Annotated in this window: 18 protein-coding genes and 3 pseudogenes; 18 read left to right on the top strand and 3 right to left on the bottom strand. The window is 46.4% G+C overall.

Annotated elements, in window-relative coordinates:
* The first annotated feature begins 86 nt into the window (after window positions 1-86).
* The 3 genes from PaeBR_RS13360 (at window position 87) to PaeBR_RS13370 (ending at window position 3,410) form a co-directional block, all read left to right on the top strand.
* Window positions 87-1,469: a M48 family metallopeptidase gene (locus PaeBR_RS13360; RefSeq protein WP_410511078.1), complete on the top strand. Its 1,383-nt coding sequence runs from the start codon at window positions 87-89 to the stop codon at window positions 1,467-1,469.
* Window positions 1,470-1,480: 11 nt separating this feature from the next.
* Window positions 1,481-1,912, top strand: coding sequence for an RDD family protein (locus PaeBR_RS13365; RefSeq protein ID WP_410511079.1), 432 nt, complete (start codon window positions 1,481-1,483; stop codon window positions 1,910-1,912).
* A 256-nt stretch (window positions 1,913-2,168) separates the two neighbouring features.
* Window positions 2,169-3,410 carry an aminotransferase class I/II-fold pyridoxal phosphate-dependent enzyme gene (locus PaeBR_RS13370; protein WP_410511080.1) on the top strand — a complete coding sequence of 414 codons (1,242 nt, stop codon included), beginning with the start codon at window positions 2,169-2,171 and terminating at the stop codon, window positions 3,408-3,410.
* A gap of 190 nt (window positions 3,411-3,600) precedes the next feature.
* Here the strand turns inward: PaeBR_RS13370 and PaeBR_RS13375 are convergent, their stop codons facing one another.
* Window positions 3,601-4,566: an alpha/beta hydrolase gene (locus tag PaeBR_RS13375; protein WP_410511081.1), complete on the bottom strand. Its 966-nt coding sequence runs from the start codon at window positions 4,564-4,566 to the stop codon at window positions 3,601-3,603.
* A gap of 95 nt (window positions 4,567-4,661) precedes the next feature.
* Window positions 4,662-5,977 (bottom strand): annotated as a pseudogene (locus PaeBR_RS13380) (APC family permease).
* A 126-nt stretch (window positions 5,978-6,103) separates the two neighbouring features.
* Between PaeBR_RS13380 and PaeBR_RS13385 the strand changes: the two are divergent.
* The 3 genes and pseudogenes from PaeBR_RS13385 to PaeBR_RS13395 all read left to right on the top strand — a co-directional run.
* Window positions 6,104-7,015, top strand: coding sequence for a LysR family transcriptional regulator (locus tag PaeBR_RS13385; RefSeq protein ID WP_410511082.1), 912 nt, complete (start codon window positions 6,104-6,106; stop codon window positions 7,013-7,015).
* Window positions 7,016-7,105: 90 nt separating this feature from the next.
* Entirely contained in the window at window positions 7,106-8,035 is a 930-nt protein-coding gene (locus PaeBR_RS13390; protein ID WP_410511083.1) for a tyrosine-type recombinase/integrase, read from the top strand.
* Between the two features lie 47 nt (window positions 8,036-8,082).
* Window positions 8,083-8,422, top strand: a pseudogene (locus tag PaeBR_RS13395) (DUF3898 domain-containing protein); the annotation flags it as partial.
* A 57-nt stretch (window positions 8,423-8,479) separates the two neighbouring features.
* On the opposite strand, the gene PaeBR_RS13400 reads toward PaeBR_RS13395, so the two are convergent.
* Window positions 8,480-9,406 (bottom strand): L-lactate dehydrogenase, encoded by a 927-nt coding sequence (locus tag PaeBR_RS13400; RefSeq protein WP_410511084.1) that lies wholly within the window; start codon window positions 9,404-9,406, stop codon window positions 8,480-8,482.
* A 177-nt stretch (window positions 9,407-9,583) separates the two neighbouring features.
* On the opposite strand from PaeBR_RS13400, the gene PaeBR_RS13405 reads away from it, so the two are divergent.
* From PaeBR_RS13405 to PaeBR_RS13460, 12 genes and pseudogenes are all read left to right on the top strand, one after another.
* The gene (locus tag PaeBR_RS13405) at window positions 9,584-9,847 is read left to right on the top strand and encodes a hypothetical protein (RefSeq protein ID WP_410511085.1); all 264 of its coding nucleotides are present in this window, start codon (window positions 9,584-9,586) and stop codon (window positions 9,845-9,847) included.
* Between the two features lie 3 nt (window positions 9,848-9,850).
* Window positions 9,851-10,045 carry an amino acid permease C-terminal domain-containing protein gene (locus PaeBR_RS13410; protein ID WP_410511086.1) on the top strand — a complete coding sequence of 65 codons (195 nt, stop codon included), beginning with the start codon at window positions 9,851-9,853 and terminating at the stop codon, window positions 10,043-10,045.
* A 49-nt stretch (window positions 10,046-10,094) separates the two neighbouring features.
* Window positions 10,095-11,384, top strand: coding sequence for a WD40/YVTN/BNR-like repeat-containing protein (locus PaeBR_RS13415; protein ID WP_410511087.1), 1,290 nt, complete (start codon window positions 10,095-10,097; stop codon window positions 11,382-11,384).
* A gap of 207 nt (window positions 11,385-11,591) precedes the next feature.
* A complete protein-coding gene (locus tag PaeBR_RS13420) occupies window positions 11,592-11,768 on the top strand; it encodes a hypothetical protein (RefSeq protein WP_410511088.1) in 177 nt (58 codons plus the stop codon).
* 218 nt (window positions 11,769-11,986) lie between these two features.
* Complete coding sequence (locus tag PaeBR_RS13425; RefSeq protein WP_410515179.1) at window positions 11,987-12,379, top strand: DUF2500 family protein; 393 nt, start codon at window positions 11,987-11,989, stop codon at window positions 12,377-12,379.
* Between the two features lie 114 nt (window positions 12,380-12,493).
* A pseudogene (locus tag PaeBR_RS13430) lies at window positions 12,494-13,248 on the top strand (SDR family NAD(P)-dependent oxidoreductase).
* A 90-nt stretch (window positions 13,249-13,338) separates the two neighbouring features.
* Window positions 13,339-13,761 (top strand): cell wall hydrolase, encoded by a 423-nt coding sequence (locus PaeBR_RS13435; protein ID WP_410511089.1) that lies wholly within the window; start codon window positions 13,339-13,341, stop codon window positions 13,759-13,761.
* 39 nt (window positions 13,762-13,800) lie between these two features.
* Complete coding sequence (gene gerQ, locus PaeBR_RS13440; protein ID WP_410511090.1) at window positions 13,801-14,304, top strand: spore coat protein GerQ; 504 nt, start codon at window positions 13,801-13,803, stop codon at window positions 14,302-14,304.
* Between the two features lie 343 nt (window positions 14,305-14,647).
* Window positions 14,648-15,964: a hemolysin family protein gene (locus tag PaeBR_RS13445; protein WP_410511091.1), complete on the top strand. Its 1,317-nt coding sequence runs from the start codon at window positions 14,648-14,650 to the stop codon at window positions 15,962-15,964.
* A gap of 110 nt (window positions 15,965-16,074) precedes the next feature.
* Entirely contained in the window at window positions 16,075-18,030 is a 1,956-nt protein-coding gene (locus PaeBR_RS13450) for an ATP-binding protein (protein WP_410511092.1), read from the top strand.
* Between the two features lie 134 nt (window positions 18,031-18,164).
* Complete coding sequence (locus tag PaeBR_RS13455) at window positions 18,165-18,881, top strand: DsbA family protein (protein ID WP_410511093.1); 717 nt, start codon at window positions 18,165-18,167, stop codon at window positions 18,879-18,881.
* Window positions 18,878-19,345: a disulfide oxidoreductase gene (locus tag PaeBR_RS13460; protein WP_410511094.1), complete on the top strand. Its 468-nt coding sequence runs from the start codon at window positions 18,878-18,880 to the stop codon at window positions 19,343-19,345. The genes PaeBR_RS13455 and PaeBR_RS13460 overlap by 4 nt, the downstream gene beginning before the upstream one ends.
* Window positions 19,346-19,534: the final 189 nt, after the last annotated feature.

The following is a 19,534-nucleotide window of genomic DNA, read 5'->3' on the forward strand; positions in this document are numbered from 1 at the left end:
AAAGTTTACATTTGATATGTTGTTTATTATGAGCGGTTTAGGTTTATGTAATAGGGAAATATATACGTAGGAGAGAAAATAATACAATGGACGATTCGCAGAAAAAACTGATCCATAAAAATGAAAGGAAATATTTTATTATTGCTCTTGTTATTAGTATCGCGACATACATTGCTCTGATTATTTCAATTATAGGAATGATGTATATTGGCTTGTTTTTGGCGGTATCCCTGTTGTTGCATTCTCTTATGCTTGGAAATATACGCACGAATGGGGTTCGTTTGAACCCGGATCAATTCCCGGAAGTATACAACAAGGTGAAAGAATTGTGTGCTAAAATGGAGATGAAGTTCGTTCCCGATATATATGTAATGGAATCAAGCGGAGCCTTAAACGCTTTTGCTACACGCTTTTTTGGACGAAATATGGTTGTGCTGTATTCTTCGATTTTTGAACTGAGTGAAGAGGGCGCGGAAGTTGAGCTGGCTTTTGTGATCGCACATGAACTGGCACATATTAAACGTCGACATCTCTCAAGGCAATTGGTAGTGCTGCCGGCTATGTGGATGCCTGGAGTCAGAGAAGCCTATTCCCGTGCATGCGAATATACCTGTGACCGATTTGCGGCTTATTACACAGGGAATTCTGAAGCAGCCAAGAATTGCTTAACTATGTTCGGCATAGGAAAATTACTTTCTAAACGTGTGAATAGAACAAGTTATCTCAATCAGGTAAATGAAGAAAAGGGCTTTGTTATCTGGTTGAGCGAAGTGTTATCGACCCATCCTCCTCTGCCAAAGCGAATTAACGAAATTGGTTTGTTCATGGGGGATGCTGATAACACAATCCCTACTAAGCAAGCCTCTAAAAAAATTTGGATTTGGGTGTCAGCCGCTGCATTACTATTTACAGTTTTAATTGGCGGAAGCATCTTTGCTCTTGAAAAGCTCGATTTTGAAGCGCTGATGAGTGAGGTTGATATGAACTCGAGTCTTGAATCCACAACTCCATTGATTACTGCTGTTGTCGATGAAGATCTCCAAAATTTGAATAATTTATTAAATGCGGGAGAATCTATAGACACTCAAGATTCTAACGGCTGGACTGCACTGCATTGGGCTGTGAAAGCTTCTTATACCGAAGGATTCAATGCGTTGATTCAAGCAGGAGCAGACCCAAATATGGAAGATAGTTATGGTGCTGTCCCTTTAATGACGGCAGCCGGTGATGGTCATTTGGAAATTGTTCAATCATTGCTAGAGTCAGGCGCAAACATCGATCATCAAGATTATGACGGTTGGACCCCTCTAATATACGCCGTCTCTAGCGAACAAATTGAAATTGTGCAAGCTTTGTTAGAGGCTGACGCAAATACAGAGCTTACAGATTATGAAGATTCAACTGCACTGATGCACGCGATCAAGCAAGGAAATCAGGATATTGTAAATTTATTAAGGAATTATAATTAGGAGGAATAGTAATGGCAGACTACAACCAATCCATCATCAAACCCGCAGGATTTTGGATCCGCGTACTTGCGAACATTTTGGATACCATCGTCGTGATGATACCCCTGGCATTCATTAGCTATTTGATAACAGGGGATTGGGAGAATGATATTTACACAAACATCCTCTCAGGATTGTATTATTTAATCCTTCCTGTCATTTGGTTCGGATATACCGTAGGCAAACGCATGGTCGGGATTCGAATTGTAAAAGTGAATGGTGAAACCGTCGGTTTTGGAACAATGCTTATGCGCGTTATTGTCGCTTCAATTATTTACGGTATTACCTTCGGAATCGCAGTTATTGTAAGTGCATTTATGATGGGAATGCGTGAGGATAAACGAAGCATTCATGATCTCATCGCCGGCACTTATGTGACATACGAAAAGCCGGACAAAATATAAATGTAACCATAAAAAAGCATTATATTGACACCCCCCTTGTTGTTTCAACAGCAATGGGGGTTTATTTTTATCTGAAATAAACAGCGTATAACATAAATTATGCGCATATTTGGATGTAATCGATTTTCAAACAATACAAGCTATACTTTGCTTGCTCGAAAAGAGGGGCATAGTGGATGTTAAGTGTTTCAGGTTGCGGTCAACCTCTGCTGACTCATGCTATAATGATTGAAAAAAAACAAGTGGGTGGATTTCTTTGACTTATCACAGCTCCAAACGGAAATGGAGATCGGAGAAGCTGTCACAGCTCGGTTCCTCCATTTTCTCCGAAGTAGCCATATGGAAGGGTGAAGCCATTCAGTCCGGCCTGGATGTTATTAATCTTGGAATTGGCAGTCCGGACCAAGCTCCTGCGTTTGAAATTCGTGAAGCTTTAAGTGCGGCGGTATTGAGAGCGGACAGCTACTCCTACCCTTCTTCCAAGGGAAGTTTTGCATTCCGTAAGCAGGCTGCTGCATGGATGCTTAAACGATTTGGTGTGGAGGTAGATGCGGAGGAAGAGCTGGTAGCATTAATGGGATCTCAGGATGGTCTTGCCCATCTTGCTTTGGCAATTTGTAATCCTGGAGATATAGCGATCGTTCCTGATCCGGGTTATCCCATCTATTCAGGGTCACTGGCTATTGCAGGCGTGAAGCCTTGGCATCTCCCCTTACTGGCTGAGAATGAATTTCTGCCGGATCTGGACAGTATACCGGAAAACGTATGGAGGGAAGCTGCTTTCATTCTCTTGAATTTTCCTGGTAATCCGATATCAACGGAAGTGGATCTTGCTTTTTTCGTAAAGTTAATCTCTCTGGCCCGGAAGTGGGATGTACTCGTGGTGCACGACTTGGCTTATTCGGAGATGGGCTTTGACGGTTACCGTCCGTTAAGTATTTTACAGGTGCCTGAGGCGATAGATACGGCTGTCGAATTTCACTCCTTCTCCAAAAGCTTTAATATGGCTGGCTGCCGCATTGGATTTATGACCGGGAACCGGGAAGCCATTGGAGCGCTGCGGGAGCTGAAAAGCAATATAGATTATGGTGTTTTTGATCCGATTCAGGAAGCAGCCATAGTTGCTTTGGAGCTGGCAATGGAAGCTGGCGCGGAGCAAGGAGTAGCTCCTCTTTACGAACGCCGCCGTGATGCCTTTGTGGAAGCTTTGGCTCAGGAGGGGTGGATGGTTCCCGTTCCGAAAGCAACGATGTTTATCTGGGCCCCGCTTCCTGAAGGATTCAGCAACCATTCGGGGACTGGAAGCTCACGGGATTTTGCCCGCGATTTGCTGCTGAAAACAGGGGTAGTCGTAATTCCCGGCGATGCATTCGGCGCTCAAGGAGAGGGGTTCGTTAGAATTGCATTGGTCGAGGAAGAAGTGCGGCTGGTGGAGGCCGCAAAGCGGATAGGCAGGTATCTGCGCGGGGAAATGATCGGTCCGTTTTTTATTATATAAAATGAGGCTTAACACCAAAATCATTACTTGAAATGTTTTGCGAGCAAAAACAATCTCCATCTCACAGGCTCTTTCCCTTGCACGGCGAGGTGTTGTACCGGAAACCAGACGCATGTTAAAGCGGGCATGGAAGGGAGATCACCGTGCGCGGTTTTCGGCTGGAAAGCAAGAACTGATTTTGAGATAGAGGCTAAAATGATTTGAAGCCTTCCCGAAGCCAAGCTGTTGCCAGCAGGATGGCTCCTTTTTTGGCGTTGGTGTCAGCCAGGACATTTAGCATCACAAAATCATGAATGATCCCTTGGAAACGGACAGCGGTCACGGGCACGCCTGCTTCGCGTAATTTGGCAGCGTAGGCTTCGCCTTCATCGCGCAGTACATCGGCTTCACCGGTAATGACCAAAGCTTCGGGCAAATCGCATAGTTGATCAATACTGGCCCGAAGAGGAGAAGCGGTGATCTGTGCCCGTTCTTCGGGGTCTGTTGTATATTGATCCCAGAACCATTTCATCCCTTCGCGCTGCAGGAAATACCCTTCGGCAAATTGATTATAGGATTCTGTATCGAAGGAAGCATCCGTTACCGGATAGAATAACAGCTGCCTGGAAATTTTCGGACCCCTGCGTTCTTTGGTCATCAGCGTGATCGCTGCGGCCATGTTCCCGCCGACGCTGTCACCGGCTACCGTTAGTTTGCTGGGATCAAGTCTGTGATCCAATCCTTTTTCGGCTGCCCAATTTAATACGGCGTAGATTTCTTCGATGGCCGTTGGGTATTTCGCTTCCGGTGACAGGCTGTAGTTCGGGAAAACAACGGCGGCTTCAGCACCGACAGCCAGTTCACGGATTAAGCGGTCATGGGTATGCGCATTTCCGAACACCCAGCCTGCTCCATGAATGTAGATGATGATCGGTAATGCAACCGAAGAAGAGTTTTTGGGCCGGACAATTCGTACAGATACGTCACCGTTTGGTCCGCCGGGAATCAAAATATCTTCTAAATCTGCCTCGGGTCTAGCAATATCGCCGGATTGCACTTTATCTACCGTTTCACGTCCTTTTTCAGGTCCGATGTCGGGAAGAAAGGGGGGCTTTGAGTTGTCATCAGCGAATTTCTGTGCTGCGGGCTCAAGGACAATCTTGTTCATTTCAGGCATGTATAATCGTCTCCTTTAGATATCCATAGTCAACTTCGCTCTTCTCAATCCATAACCAACCAGGTTCATCCTGAAACGAACAAGAGGCTTTTCAGCTATAAAGCCCTTTGTTCCCTGTCCAAAATAACGGCTACGTCCATTTCAGGCTCGGAGGGAATTCTTTTGCTGCGAATGTATAGAATTCCTGCAAAAATAGAAGTAATCAGTAACGGATACCCGATTGCCCAGCCTGTAAAAGGAAATACGACTGCAGTCGCCAGAAAAGATATCCAGCTGATCGTTACGCCTGGGCGGCTTCCTTTAAGCAGACGGATACCAGCAGCACAGCCTCCGATATAAGTCAGAATAAAGGTAGCGTTAGGAAACTGGATCAGTGTGGTGATGGACAGAAGGCCGCTCCCATATAAGAAAAGAACGGTTATAAAACACAGCAGGAGGAAGCCGATGGCTCCAATCGGTGTATTATAACGTTTGGACAGTTTGCCTATCCACTTTGGCGCATATCCCTGACGTGATAAGGCAAAAGCGACCCGGGAGGCAGCGCCTGCATAAGCAATAATGGTGGCTGTACAGATAAAAGTCCCGTAAGCCCGGCGATTAAACCGCCCCAGGCACCCAGCGGCTGACTAATAATCCATACGAGTGAAGCGCCAGAGCCTCCCTTGAGGTAGCTTTGTGTACCAACCGTCGCCAGCGCGGACAGGAAATACAGAATCCCAACAATAATTGCCGGAATAGTTACTCCTTTTACCGCAGCGGTCTGCGGGTTCTTGAACTCCTCGGAGAGGTGGGATACGGCTTCCCAGCCAATAAAGCACCAAAAAAGTATGGCTGCCGCCTGCCCGATGCTCATCCATCCATGCGGAACGAATGGCGTGAAATGTACGCTTTCCATGCGGGGGAGAGCTGCGGCAAAAGTAAAGACCAGCACAGCCACAATCGCAATAACAACAGCAATCTGCACCCGTCCGGCCAGCTGCATGCCAACCCAGTTCGTGATGAGTCCGACCGCCAGCATGGCCGCTGCCATAGCGATCCTTGCATGGTCACCCCAGCCCATAGCAGCTGTCATATACCCCGCACCCGTTAGAGCGGCAACGGGCCCGCCGATCGGTACGGACATCAGGAAGAACCAGCCGACAAGAGCACCTGCCCTCGGTCCGAAAGCCAAAGTGACGAAATGGGATACGCCACCTGCATTCGGGAACTTGGCAGACAGCAGTCCCATGGATAAAGCCATAGGCAGAATAAGTAAAGTCATAAATCCCCAGGCCAGCAAGGATGCCGGACCGGCCATCTCCGCCGCCAGACCGGGGACGATTAATACTCCCGAGCCAAGCACGGCGCCGATGTACAGGGCAATGGCCTGAGGCATGCCGATATTTCTTTGTAAACCACTTGATTCTTTCATTTTTACATCCTGCTTTCCTTGTCATTTGTTATAGAGTATCAGATAATAGATCCATTGGAAAAACAGAATTATCAGATCGTATCCATTCGAAAAAACGATGAACCATCCCGTAGTCAGGAGGTACATATGGAATCTCGTCATCTTTTTACGTTTTTGGTGGTTGTTGAGGTTGGCAGCTTTACGCGTGCCGCGCAGAAGCTGGATTATGCGCAATCCAGTATTACAGCGCAAATTCAGGCACTGGAGGCAGAGCTGGGCCAGCCCTTATTCGACCGGATCAACAAAAAAATTATCCTGACCGATGCCGGCCGCCGTTTGCTGCCTTATGCTCAGGAAATTTCTAAAATGCACATCTTGGCACAGGATGCCCTTCGTTCAGATAGTGAATTGGCCGGATCTTTGCGGATTGGTGCGCCCGAATCCTTGGCTGCGTTCCGCCTGCCGGGAATCATTAAAGAGTTTCGCGGACGTTATCCGCAGGTGCAAATCCTTCTGAGGCCTGGTGCCTGCTGGGAACTGACCGAGTGTATCCGCTCCGGAGAGCTGGATTTGGCCTTTCTCCTGCAGCCGGAGACCGAATACAAAGATATGCACATTGAGACGCTCATTCATGAAGAAATGGCGCTGGTAGCGCCTTTGAATCATCCCTTACTGAAGCTTGGAGAGGTAGAGCCCCTTCATTTAAAAGCAGAAACGATCCTGCATACGGAAACGGGCTGCACGTATCGCAACTTATTCGAGCGACATTTGAACAGCCATGGTGTATTTCCGGACCCGAAGCTGGAGTTTTGGAGTATTGAGGCCATAAAGCAATGTGTGATGGCCGGACTGGGCCTCTCATTCTTGCCGCTGGTGACGGTAAAAAATGAGCTGGCAGAAGGGAAGCTGGCTAAGCTGAATTGGAATGATGAATCACAGCGCGTTGCCACTCAAATAGCGTATCACAACAAGAAGTGGAGATCGCCGGTTATTACCGAATTTTTGCTGACCGTACAGAAGCATGCAGCCGGGTGGCAGGAAGAAACAGCCATACGTTAAGACTGATTAATCTTGTTTAAAAGACCGTTCCTGCCCAGTTATTCTATGGTACAATAGGTTGTCGTAAAAAGAGGGGAGGGGCTTTTTAGCGTGAGCGATTTGGACGAAGACTACGAGGAAGAACTGGACGCCTTTTTGATCTGGATGAAAGATGCCGGCTACACTCCCCATACTCAAAAATCTTACCTGGCTGATATCCGGCAATTCCTGGGCAGCTTGAACGGCAAGAAACTGGATGCTGTCAAGAAGCTGCATGTAATCTCTTTCCTGACTTCTGTCCGGGAACGCGGCGTAAGTGATGCCACCCGGAACCGGAAGCATGCTTCGGTCAGCTGCTTTTTCAAGGCATTGATGGAGCTTGAGCTCTATAATACCAATCCGGCGGCGGGCATCAAGAAATCCAAAACCGAAAAAAACCGTGAGCCGGTCTACCTGGACGAGAATGACCTGCAGCGGTTTTTGTCTGCCATAGAAGGAAAATACAGGACACGCAATTTGGCTGTCTTTTTGCTAATGTCTTACATGGGTCTGCGGGTAGGCGAGGTCCATGTTCTGAATGTCAGTGATTATAATGTGGAAAGACGTTCACTCCGGGTTTTCGGGAAAGGACGTAAATGGCGGAATGTCCCGGTCCCGGAGGGTATCGTTCCTTTTTTGGAGCGGGCAGTAGAAGAGCGTTTAAACCCTTGGCGCAGTAAAGAGGAAGCCCTGTTCATTTCTCAAAAAGGGCGCAGGCTCTCTATAAGAGGCATTCAGCAAATTGCTGCCGATACTTTCAACCGTTTCCAAAGTGAGGTACCTGTTACGCATCGGCGTCCTTATTCCAGCCATAAGCTGAGGCACTCTTTTGCCACAATGCTCTTGCGTAAAGGGGCCGATTTGCGGACCGTGCAGGAACTGCTGGGGCACTCATCGATTCAGACAACAACAGTATACACACACATTACCAGCCGGGAGAAAGAAGAGGCTATGTCCAAGCTTCAATTCAATCTGCTCCAGCAGAAAAATGAAATAAGTTAACATAATAAGTATTATGTTAACATTACACGCAAATCTGAATTGCTAACATTAATGATCAGGTTATGGGGTTTGTACAGAGCTATGTAGAGAACAAATGGCCTGATGAGAGCCATGAAGAGCGCCAGCAAACAGAAAGAGAGCTCGAACTGTGGGCTGCAAGCGAGAAACGGGATATTCAGAATAAGTGGGAACCGGCGGAAGTTATAGAGGCAGCCTCGCAAATCATTGAATTCAAACCGGAAATTGGTCATAGAGGGCGATTCCTTTACCTTCGATAAAAGCTTCTCACCGGTGGAACTGCTGCAGCCGGAGCCTTTCGCGAAGCTTGCGGAACGTCTTCAGGATAAGAAATGGTCTGCTGAAGACGACGGCCCTTGGGAGGAATAAATTCCATTGAAAAAGCCGCCTGAATGTCATTCTCACAGGCGGCGGCTTCTTATCCTTCTATAGCTCAAGCTTGGCAATTTCCCCTTTGAGCTTTTCTGCGGATTTCTGGAACAATGATAGTTCAACCTCATTAAGCGGCAGGTCAAGCACCTCCCGCACACCGGAACGGTCTACAACGCAAGGAGCACCAAGAAAGACATCGGAAACTCCATTGTAGTTGTTCAGGAGCGTAGAGACGTTGAGCACGGATCCTTCATTATGAAGGATAGAGACAACGATCCGGTCAAGAGCCAGCGCGATGGCGAAAGAGGTCGAGCCTTTGGCATCAATGATTTCGTAGGCGGCGTTTTTGGTATCTTCGAAGATATCTTTGCGCTCCTCTTCATCAAATCCGAGTTCTATTCCGGCAACATTCGCCAGGCTCCAGACAGGCAGCTCGGAATCCCCATGCTCGCCGATGATCTGGCCGTGAATACTGCGCGGGTCAATTTCTTTATGAAGGCCGATAAGGTAACGGAACCGGGCACTATCGAGTACCGTACCGGAGCCGATCACGCGTCTGCGATCAAAACCGCTTATTTTCAAAGTGGCATAGGATAAAATGTCAACCGGATTCGTAGCGATCAGCAGAATGGCATGCTGGTTGTATTTTGTAATTTTCTGAATGATATCCTTGAATATTGAAATGTTCTTCCGCAGCAGATCAATTCGTGTTTCTCCAGGCTTTTGGGAGGCGCCGGCGGTAACAATGATGATGTCTGCTTCCCGGCAGTCTTCATATGTGCCAGCCCACAGCTTTACTCCACCGACAAAAGGCATGCCATGGTTCATATCAAGCGCTTCACCCAGTGCTTTCTGATGATTAACGTCAATGAGCACAAGCTCGGGCATGCGGCGGCGTAGCAGCAGGGTGTACGCGGTTGTCGTACCGACCGCACCAGTCCCGATAACTACGACACGGTTGGGCTTGAATGGGGGGGTCATTGTTCCATCTCCTCCAAATATCGAATTTTTTGTGTCCAATCTTATCCATCATAATCTCTGGACATAGTGTTTTCAAGTAATCCGCTTTTAATTCATTACCCCAAAACGGGCACAATAATAATGCGAACGTAGAGGAAAGGAGACAGCTATGTTTAGCATTTCAAAATTGCCGGTGCCTTGTATCTGTTTAATCTGGCCTGGAAGTCACTGAAACACCGTAAAGCTGCACTTCAATTATTTCCAGGAGTACCGCTGCAGATGATTGTGCTCGGACTTATTTTTATTGTGTTAACGGCATTCATTTTTGGCTTGTTCGCTTATTTTGCGGGTGTATTTAGCGGCAGGCTGCTGGAGAAACCGCGTGTGCAGGAAGGCGCCAATATTGGCGCCGCAGTGATTTTTATGTGTCTGGGCCTTAAGCTCCTCACTACCTCACCATAAACTATGAACTTTTTAACCTTATACAACGGACAGGAGAGAACTTTTATCCCTCTGTTAAGTGCGGCAGCCTGCGGGTATTTGATGTATAATCTGGGAAGTGAGACATGGATCGGCTTCCTGATCTGGCTTGCAGCCGGTCTGGTAATCTATGCTCTTTACGGATATAACAATAGTAAGCTTAACAAGAAAGAACTTTAATCAGGTCCCGATTTACACCTTTTTAGAAGGTCCGAGAGGAGAGATAGAATTGTCATTTAATGCTCTGGCTTTGAAGCATGTGAAGCTGCTGTTTCTGGTGGTATTGACTGTGTTGGCATTAACTGCTTGTTCTTCTCCTCCGCCGGAGCCCTCGCAGCCGCCACAACCGACGGAAACGCCGGAAGAGGGACAGACGATTACTTTAATTACCCCGGATGCACAGAATATCGATGATGAGGATGCACCCAAATACCAGATTCAGACCCGCCTTACGGATTTCGAGCTTCTTAGTGAGTCTGAAGGGATAGCTTGGGGAGTTACTAAAAATTCGCTGCGTATCTATATCACAAGGGATAATGGAAAGACGTGGACGAATATATCTCCATCCTCTAATATCCAGTTCTCATCTAACCCTGTCTACGGAAAAGATATTTTCTTTACAGATCCAAGCAACGGCTGGATCGTCCGGGGTTCGTACGGGATGACGGAAACCATTGTGCTGCGTACACAAGATGGTGGGCTAAATTGGAAGGTATCTTCCTTAGAAGATGGTAATCCTATTTCTTCAATATTTTTCGTTTCACCTCAGCGGGGGTGGCTGATGACGTCCTGGAACTCTACCTCTTATAAAGAAAGCAAGGCGATGTACTCTACCGTAAATGGTGGAGCCACTTGGAATATTATTATGCAGAATGAGCAGTACAGTCCGATATCTCCCAATCCTTCTATTCCTATAGTGGGAGTTACTACCGGCATGATCTTCAGAAATAATACTCACGGCTTCGCTGCTTTGCAAACAGCTGCTCTGCCTAAGATATATACTACGAGTGACCGAGGGGTCACTTGGCGGCCTGGGCAACCATTTCTTGTGAACGAGCAGTTGAAAAGCTGCGACAGGGTGATTACCGGAAAGCCGGACTTTTTTGGAGCGAACAGCAGTAAGGGCTGGATGTCTGTTGGTTGTGAAATAGACAAGGACAGTAGGATCGCCTACCACGGTTATTTTACAGCCGATGGGGGAGACAGCTGGAAATTTACTCCATTCAAACTTAACCAGCTGAGTGGAGTGAATAGGAATGTGCCTCCGACATTTTTGAATTCCTCCTTGGGCTGGGCACTGGACGATAATATCCTGTACCAGACCCGTAACAAGGGAGTCACCTGGAAGCCGCTTCCGGCCAGCAGTGTGCTGCAATCGAAGCTGATCGAGTATCCTGAGGTGGTAAAGCTGCAGTTTTTTTCAGCCAATCTGGGTTGGCTCCTGATTGAGAAGAAAGAGGATAAACGATCTATTCTTCTGCAGACGACTAACGGCGGAATCAGCTGGCGAGTGATATAGATTAGAATGAGAGACTGTCTGCGGGCAGTCTTTTTTTGTTCCGTACGAAGTGACGAAGAATATCAAAAATATAAGAAAAAAAATTATTTAAAATTCTCTCTAAAATTGTGAAAAAAATCACATTCTCCTAAAATATCGTGTGATATATTTAACACATAGAACAAGTTCAATATTTCACAAACTTACATTCCGATAGGAGAGATTCTAATGACAACATTTGAAACGGATTATGTAACTAGAAACCTGCTGCAATTATGCTATAACTGTGACGATGCTCACCTGTGTGAAACCGAAGAGCAATGCAGAGCATGCTGGGCCGACAATGGGATGCTGCCAGAACAAAATGATGAAACTAAACAGTTATTAGAACTTGTACATGCTTAATCTATTTCTCAATAGGTACAGTTAAAGACTACACATTTTCTTTCTTGAACTTAAGGGAGTGTGTAGTCTTTTTGCATTGTGCTGGAATTGACACTATTCCTTTTACAGGATGTACTTTCTTTATGCTGTATGGACTAGGTGATGCATATATATGTATGGAAGCTCCCAAAGGTAACGGAGGGCGGATTAAGGGTGTTAAGGGGGAATAAGCAATGGGAATGGGGCCGGAGCCTTCATGGATGTTTGATTTTGCCGGAACGGTGATACCGATCTTCCTCGTCGTTATGGTAGGTATTATCGCTGTATCGGCAGGAAGGGGCTTGCTGCAGTGGAGCCGCAACAATAGCTCACCCATGCTGACCGTCCCTGCACGTATTGTCAGCAAGCGAAGTGAAATCAGGCAGCAGCAAGATGAGGGCATATCAAGCCGTACAACTATGACCTACTATTTAACCTTTGAGGTTCCGGACGGAGTAAGAATGGAATTTAAAGTAGATGGGCAGGAATACGGAATGAGCGCCGAAAGCGACAGAGGTTCCTTAACCTATCAAGGTACGAGGTATCATGGCTTTCAGCGTCATCCGAGTTACTCCACCGCCGAAGAACGTTAATGGACCTCCTATACTTGCTTTTGCATAGTACTTATTGCATAATCCTCTTGTTTCGTCCAGGCGAAGCAAGGGGATATTTAGATTATTACATATAACTTTGGAGCGTGAATCGAAATGAGTTTTCATAATAAAACGGTTGTCATTACGGGTGCCGGTCAGGGAATTGGCAGAGCGATTGCAAGAGCCTATGCTGCTGAAGGGGCTAACGTGATATTGGCGGATCTGAACGAAGAACAGGGCAGGAAAACAACGGAAGAAATCATTCTTGCAGGCGGTAAAGCCCAATTTGTAGCCTGTGATGTAAGCAAGGAAGAACAGATTGCCGAGCTCATGGCTTTTACCGTAAAGGAATGTGGCACGATAGATATTCTAGTTAACAATGCCGGCATTTCCAACCCTCATATATCCTCATTATATGACCTCTCTATTGAAGAATGGGATCTTGTGATGAATACCAATGCGCGCAGCTGCTTTCTGGCAACCCGGGAAGCGGCTAAAACGATGAGAAAAAATGACGGAGGGGGAGCGGTCGTTAATATTTCGTCTACGCGCGCTTTAATGTCTGAGCCGAATAGCGAAGCGTATGCTGCTTCCAAGGGAGCTATCTCTGCCTTAACTCACGCCATGGCTGTTACACTTGGAAAAGATGGCATCACCGTAAATAGCATTAACCCGGGGTGGATTGAAACAGGGGACTATAACGAACTGCGTGAGCTCGACCATAGTCAGCATCCTGCAGGCCGGGTTGGCAAGCCAGAGGATATCGCCCGGGCATGTCTGTACTTAACACTCCAGGCAATACATTCGTGACGGGTGCGCAGCTGGTTATTGATGGCGGGATGACGCGCAAGATGATCTATGAAGAATAATTGTCACCTCTTAGGCTAACGCACATACAATACATCGTGCAGTTAAGAACTAGGTCGATGATTCAAAGGCAGCTTGAAGGAGGAGAGAGAGTGGCCGTCATCAAGGCGAATTCAGAAGATGTAAAGATGCTTGCACGGCTGATGAGAGCGGAAGCCGAGGAGGATGGAGAGGCTGGCATGCTGATGGTCGGCAACGTCGGCGTGAACCGGATTCTGGGCAATTGCCTGGATTTTAATAACATTCGCAATATCAACCAAATGATTTATCAGAGTCCGGGCGGGTTCGAAGCGCCGCAGAAAAGTTATTTCTATCAGCGTGCCCGGGAGTCCGATATTCGTTTGGCCAAACGCGCCATTGCAGGTGAACGAACATGGCCGGCTTCCAATGCCCTCTGGTTTTTTCGCCCTGTAGGAGACTGTCCAGCCACCTGGTACAATCAGCAAAACACCGGCCGCTATAAAGCGCACTGCTTCTTTACACCGAGGAGTACAGATTGTCCGACAGTATTTTAAGCAGCCCATGCTCACATAACTTTTAGGAGGGTTCACCAAATGATAGTTCAACCTTACCGTCCCGTTACTTATTCGATAGGCAGCACAACTTCCGGGATACCCGGAATGGGCAATATGACATCAGGAATGCCTGGAATGCCCGGAATGCCCGGAATGGGTAATACCCCTGCAGGGATGCCCGGGATGGGCAGCGTTCCGCCTCAAGTCAGCAGTGGAAGCCTAATGACACCTACCGGAGCCGTCATGCAGACCACTGCGCCTGTATTTGAGCAATCGTATGTGGAGAATATTTTGCGGCTTAATTTAGGGAAAACTGGTACTTTTTATATGACATACGAGAATAATAAGGAATGGAACGCTAAAATTTTCAAAGGTGTTCTGGAAGCTGCGGGGCGCGACCATATCATTATAAGTGATCGTGCAACCGGACAGCGTATTTTATTACTTATGATAAATTTGGATTATGTTACCTTTGATGAACCTCTTACTTATCAATATCCCGGAGTCATCGGAAATCCCCCTGTAGCACGAAACTTCCGGTAGAACAAAGCCCCTCCTGTTATAGGAGTGGGCTTTATTTATGTCAGCCAATTTTTTATAGCAGGGATTAGTTCTTCAGAGCCCTTTAGAGCTCAAAATCGATAAGAAAAGATAAAAAATAGGTACGAAAGCCCGGCCACTCGTCATACGTTATCGTTTGACTGTGTAGATTATAAATATATATAATGTTGTATATATTTATAATTCGTGATCGTAGTCAGGAGCTGAGTCCATTGGGAAGTTGTTGAAGAAAGGATTTGCTGGCGGTATACTAGCTGACATTTTGAGAAAACGAAGGAGGTGTGCCTATCCGTCCTGCGAGGAGAATGGCGGATAGGAGTATAATTTGAGCGACCCTTTACCCGGTATATTACATGTAAGTTTAATTATTCTTTTGGTGCTGTTGAATGGTTTTTTTGTTTCAGTGGAGTATGCGATGGTGAAGGTCCGCAGCGGCCGCATTAATACTTTGATTGAGGAGGGCAGCAAAAGAGCTTTAGCAGCGCGAAACATTGTACACAATCTGGATGCTTTTCTCTCGGCATGCCAGCTCGGGATTACGCTTGCTTCTCTTGCGCTGGGCTGGCTTGGAGGTCCGGCAATTGCCACAATTATAAGACCAATAATAGTCGGCTTGGGTTTTGGAGAATCGGCTGTCTACGTTATTTCACTCTTGACCGCGTTTGTGTTGATTACGGTACTGCATATTGTGCTTGGTGAATTGGCGCCCAAGACGATAGCCGTAAACAAAGCCGAAGCTGTACTATTACTGACATCCGGACCGATGAACGTCTTTTACAAGCTGATGTATCCTTTTATCTGGATCGTTAATGGCCTGGCACTCGGCTTGCTTCGTGTCTTCCGGCTGGCGCCTGCCTCTGAGCTCGGAACGGCACACACCGAGGAAGAGATACGGATACTTATGCAGGAGAGCAACAAGAGCGGCCTGATTGATAAAACCGAAATGGATCTCGTAGATAATATTTTCGAATTTGTCGATACGATGGCCCGGGAAATCATGATTCCGCGTACGGAAATGATCTGTTTGAGCAATCATCTCTCTGTTGAAGAGAATCTTGACATTGCTTATGAAGGAATGCGAACCCGTTATCCCGTGTGCGACGGAGATAAGGACCACATTATAGGCTTCATTCACATCAAGGATTTAATAAGAGAAAGTGCCCCCAATTATCTTGATTTAATCCGTCCTATTCTTACTGTCCCGGAATCCATTCAAATCAGTGACCTGCTGAAGGTCATGCAGCGTGCCAAGACGCAGATTGCCATTCTCATTGACGAGTATGGCGGTACGTCAGGTATGGTTACACTGGAAGATATTATGGAGGAGATTGTCGGGGAAATTCAGGATGAATTCGACGAGGAACGCCCAGGTGTGGAGAAGCTGAACGACGATAAATACTCTATCGATGGCTTGATGCTGATTGAGGAGATTAACGATCGGCTGGGTCTTCATATGGAAACGGACGATTATGACACGATAGGCGGCTGGCTTTATTCCAAGCTGGAGGTAAATCCTCCCCAAGTAGGCCAGTCGATTGAGTTCGATAATCATCTGTTTATTGTCGATGAGACGGACAACAAACGTATTTCCCGTATCAAGGTAATGAAAACACTTCTTATGATCGAAGAAACAGGAACTTAATGGACAGCACTAATATCTTATAAGAAAGGCATGGCGCCGTGAATGGCGCTGTGTCTTTTTTTAAATTTCAGGACGATTCGAGAGGAAGGCAGGCGGGTAAAAGTTAATAAATGAATTATGAGTTGTTCAAGTATAAACTGATTCAGATTCAGAAGGGAGTTAAGGCAATGCCTCACCATACTGATAACTACAATGTGATGCTTGTCATTCTCTCTGTTCTTATTGCACTTCTGGCCTGCTTTATTTCAATTGATCTTACAGATCGGCTCCTGCGCGGAACAAGAAAACAACGTTCTCTTCTTCTGATCTCATTTGTGCTGGGTATAGGACTATGGTCCATGCATTTTATTGGTATGCTCGCTATGGAAACAACCAAGGCCATGACCTACCATACCCCTCTGTTATTCTTCTCTTTATTTATGCCGATCCTTTCCTCCTACGCACCCCTCTTATTGATTAGCAGCCCACAAGCCCGAAGTAAGCCTTATTTAATACTGTCAGGAGCGGTATTCAGTACCGGTCTTTTGATTATGCATTACAGCGGAATTATGGCGCTGAAGCTTTCTGCCTCAATTGAACAGAATACTTCGTCCTTTGTGTTTTCTGTAGTGTTTGCTCTTGCTGCTGTGGGGGTTATAGCGTCCTTTAATGAGAAATGGCTGAAGAATGAATATAACCTTTTTTCCTACAAAAAAATAACGATTATCCTGCTGTTAACCGGCGCGATGACCGCGATGCATTATACAGCAATGGCAGGCACTTCATTTTCGTCAGCTGAATCTGGTCGATCTACGGGCAGAGTGTTAATGCTGAATAATTCTTTATTAGCACTGATCGTCGGTGGAGCATTCCTGTTTATTGTTTCCCTCGTTATCAGACTCCTGTACATGGATCGGCAGAACGTACTGTCCAAAGCCCGTTTTTATGAACAGCATTACATGACGTTATTTCAGCTCAGCCCTGACATGGTAATTTGTATTGATCCTGTTCAGAAGAAAATCGTCAGCGCCAATCCAGCAGTATATAACACAACCGGTTTTTCGAAGCAGCAGATCCTGCATATATTCAATGAGGAGGACAGGGGGGTTATTATCAGAGCAGTACAGAAGGCTGCAAAAGGGCATTCCAGCAAGCTGGAGATCTCGGTAAGGACTAAAAGCGGTAAAGTGTTAGTCTGCAGCTCGTCCGTGTTTCCGCTCCAATCCGATCATCAGAATTATGTATATATAGTGTCCAAGGATGTTACAGAACGGGTGCAGTTCCAGCAAGAGCTGATTATTGCAAAAGAAGCGGCGGAAGGCGCCGCCAGGATGAAAAGTGAATTTTTGGCTACCATGAGCCATGAAATCCGTACCCCGCTTAACGGGATTCTAGGCATTAATGAGCTGCTGGCGGATGAATTGAATGATCCGGAGCTGCTGGAGCTGTTGAAACTGCAGGCTAAGAGCAGTCAGGCGCTGCTCAAGGTCATTGACGATGTTTTGGAGTTATCGAGAATGGAAGCCGATGCCGTACAGCTGCAAACGGCCCCTTTTCGGCTGTCTTTGCTGCTGCAAGAATGCATGGACCTGTTCGAGGTTATTATACGTAATAAAAATTTGCGTTTGGAGTTGTCTGTGAGCGATGCTATCCCGGATCTGCTGATTGGTGATGCAGCACGTATCCGGCAGATATTGGTGAACTTAATCGGCAATGCAGTGAAGTTTACTCCTTCCGGCAAAGTGAGTCTAATCCTTGAATCCTGCTGTACTGAAGGAGAAACCATAAGTCTGCAGTTTAAGGTGAGTGATACCGGGATAGGAGTGGATCCAGACAAGCTCGGTTTATTGTTCCAGCCGTTTACCCAGCTCGACGCTGCCCATAACCGTAAATTTTCCGGCATGGGGCTGGGGCTGTCGATCTGCAAGAAGCTGGTTGATCTGATGAATGGCGAGATATGGGCGGCAGCGGCAAAGGGAGGCGGGGCAGAGTTTGCGTTCCGGATCCCTTTACAGGCCCCAAAGTCGGCACATCCGGCCCCGATCAATAAAGCGGAGAATAAGGTAAGCATTGGAAGACTCAAGTAATCCTTTTGCCAAGGAGAGTTCTTTAATTATATAATTTTTAATTATTACACTACATTTACTATGCCCAGTCGCTACCGGACAGAAAGGAACGCCCCTTGAGCAAAACTAAAAAAAACAGCACAGCGTTTCCGACAATGAGTAAACAGGAGAAGCGACGAGCAGAGCAGGAACGACAGAAGAAAAAGAGCAGGGTGCTTCTTATTGTTACTGTAGCTTTAGTAGTTATTGTTTTTGCGGCATTATTTATTTTAGCTTCTAAAGACAGCGGGTCAAGCGGCAGCTCCAACAGAAAAGTAGAATTTACTTACAGCGATTTCCCAAGGTTAGGTAAAGAGGACGCTCCGGTCAAAATTGTAGAATTCGGGGATTTCAAATGTCCTGCATGCGCGCAGTTCACTGGAGTGATCAAGCCGCAAATCGTTCAGAACTATGTTGATCAGGGCATAGCAGCTTTTTATTTCGTGAATATGACCTTTATTGGTCCGGATTCCGAGACGGCTTCGCTTGCGGCTTTATCTGTGTACCACCAGAATAATGATGAATTTTGGAAGTTCTATGACGCACTCTATGCCAACCAAGGAAATGAAGAGGAAGAGTGGGCAACGGAGGATTTTCTCGTAAACTTGGCAGAGCAGGAGAAACTGTCCATAGATTATGACCTCTTGCGCAAGGATATCCAAAATCAGACGTATGCGGATGAATTGAAGCGCGACAATACTCTGGCTAATGATAATAACGTTTCACAAACGCCTACTGTGTTTGTTAACGGATTGAAGATCAATGAACCTTTTAATTTTGAAGCGATCTCCCAAGAAATAGATACAGCTGCCAAAGCAGCAGAAAGCCAATGAGCAGGTTCTCATCCTTTTGCCGCCGCCACTGTCTGTATCTGGCATGGATTGTTTCAGTGATCGCCGTTGCCGGAAGCCTGTATTTAAGTGAGGTGCTCAAGTACGAGCCTTGCAAGCTGTGCTGGTTCCAGCGCATTTTTATGTATCCGCAGTTGATTCTGCTAGGAATCGCCACATATCGAAATGACAAAAGCATTATCCCTTATGTGCTGCCGCTCAGCCTGATTGGCGGGAGTATCTCCGTGTATCACTATGCGGAACAGAAGATCCCTGCTCTAAGTAAGGTGCTGCCCTGTACGATTGGCGTTCCCTGCAACAAGGATTACCTGAATTATTTTGGCTTTATTACCATCCCGCTGCTGGCACTGACCGCGTTTACTCTGATATCCATTTTGCTGTGGACCGGACGTGACCGCGGGGAGGAAAAGAATGAGGAAGAACTTGAACATGACGGGCATTCATAATTTGTTCTGAAACTGTTACGAAATTCAGGCAAAACGTTATAAAAACACGGGGCAAAGGGATAATTGAAGAGAATGAAAGAAAGGAACCTGCCCGATCATCAATTTGCGGGAATTGGTCTTTTTTTCATTCTTTTTTCATTTTTTTCAACGCTTTACTGTAATCGCTATGTAGACTAATATTAGACCTTG

The sequence above is a fragment of the Paenibacillus sp. BR2-3 genome, assembly GCF_046529485.1.
Lineage (GTDB): Bacteria > Bacillota > Bacilli > Paenibacillales > Paenibacillaceae > Paenibacillus_AQ.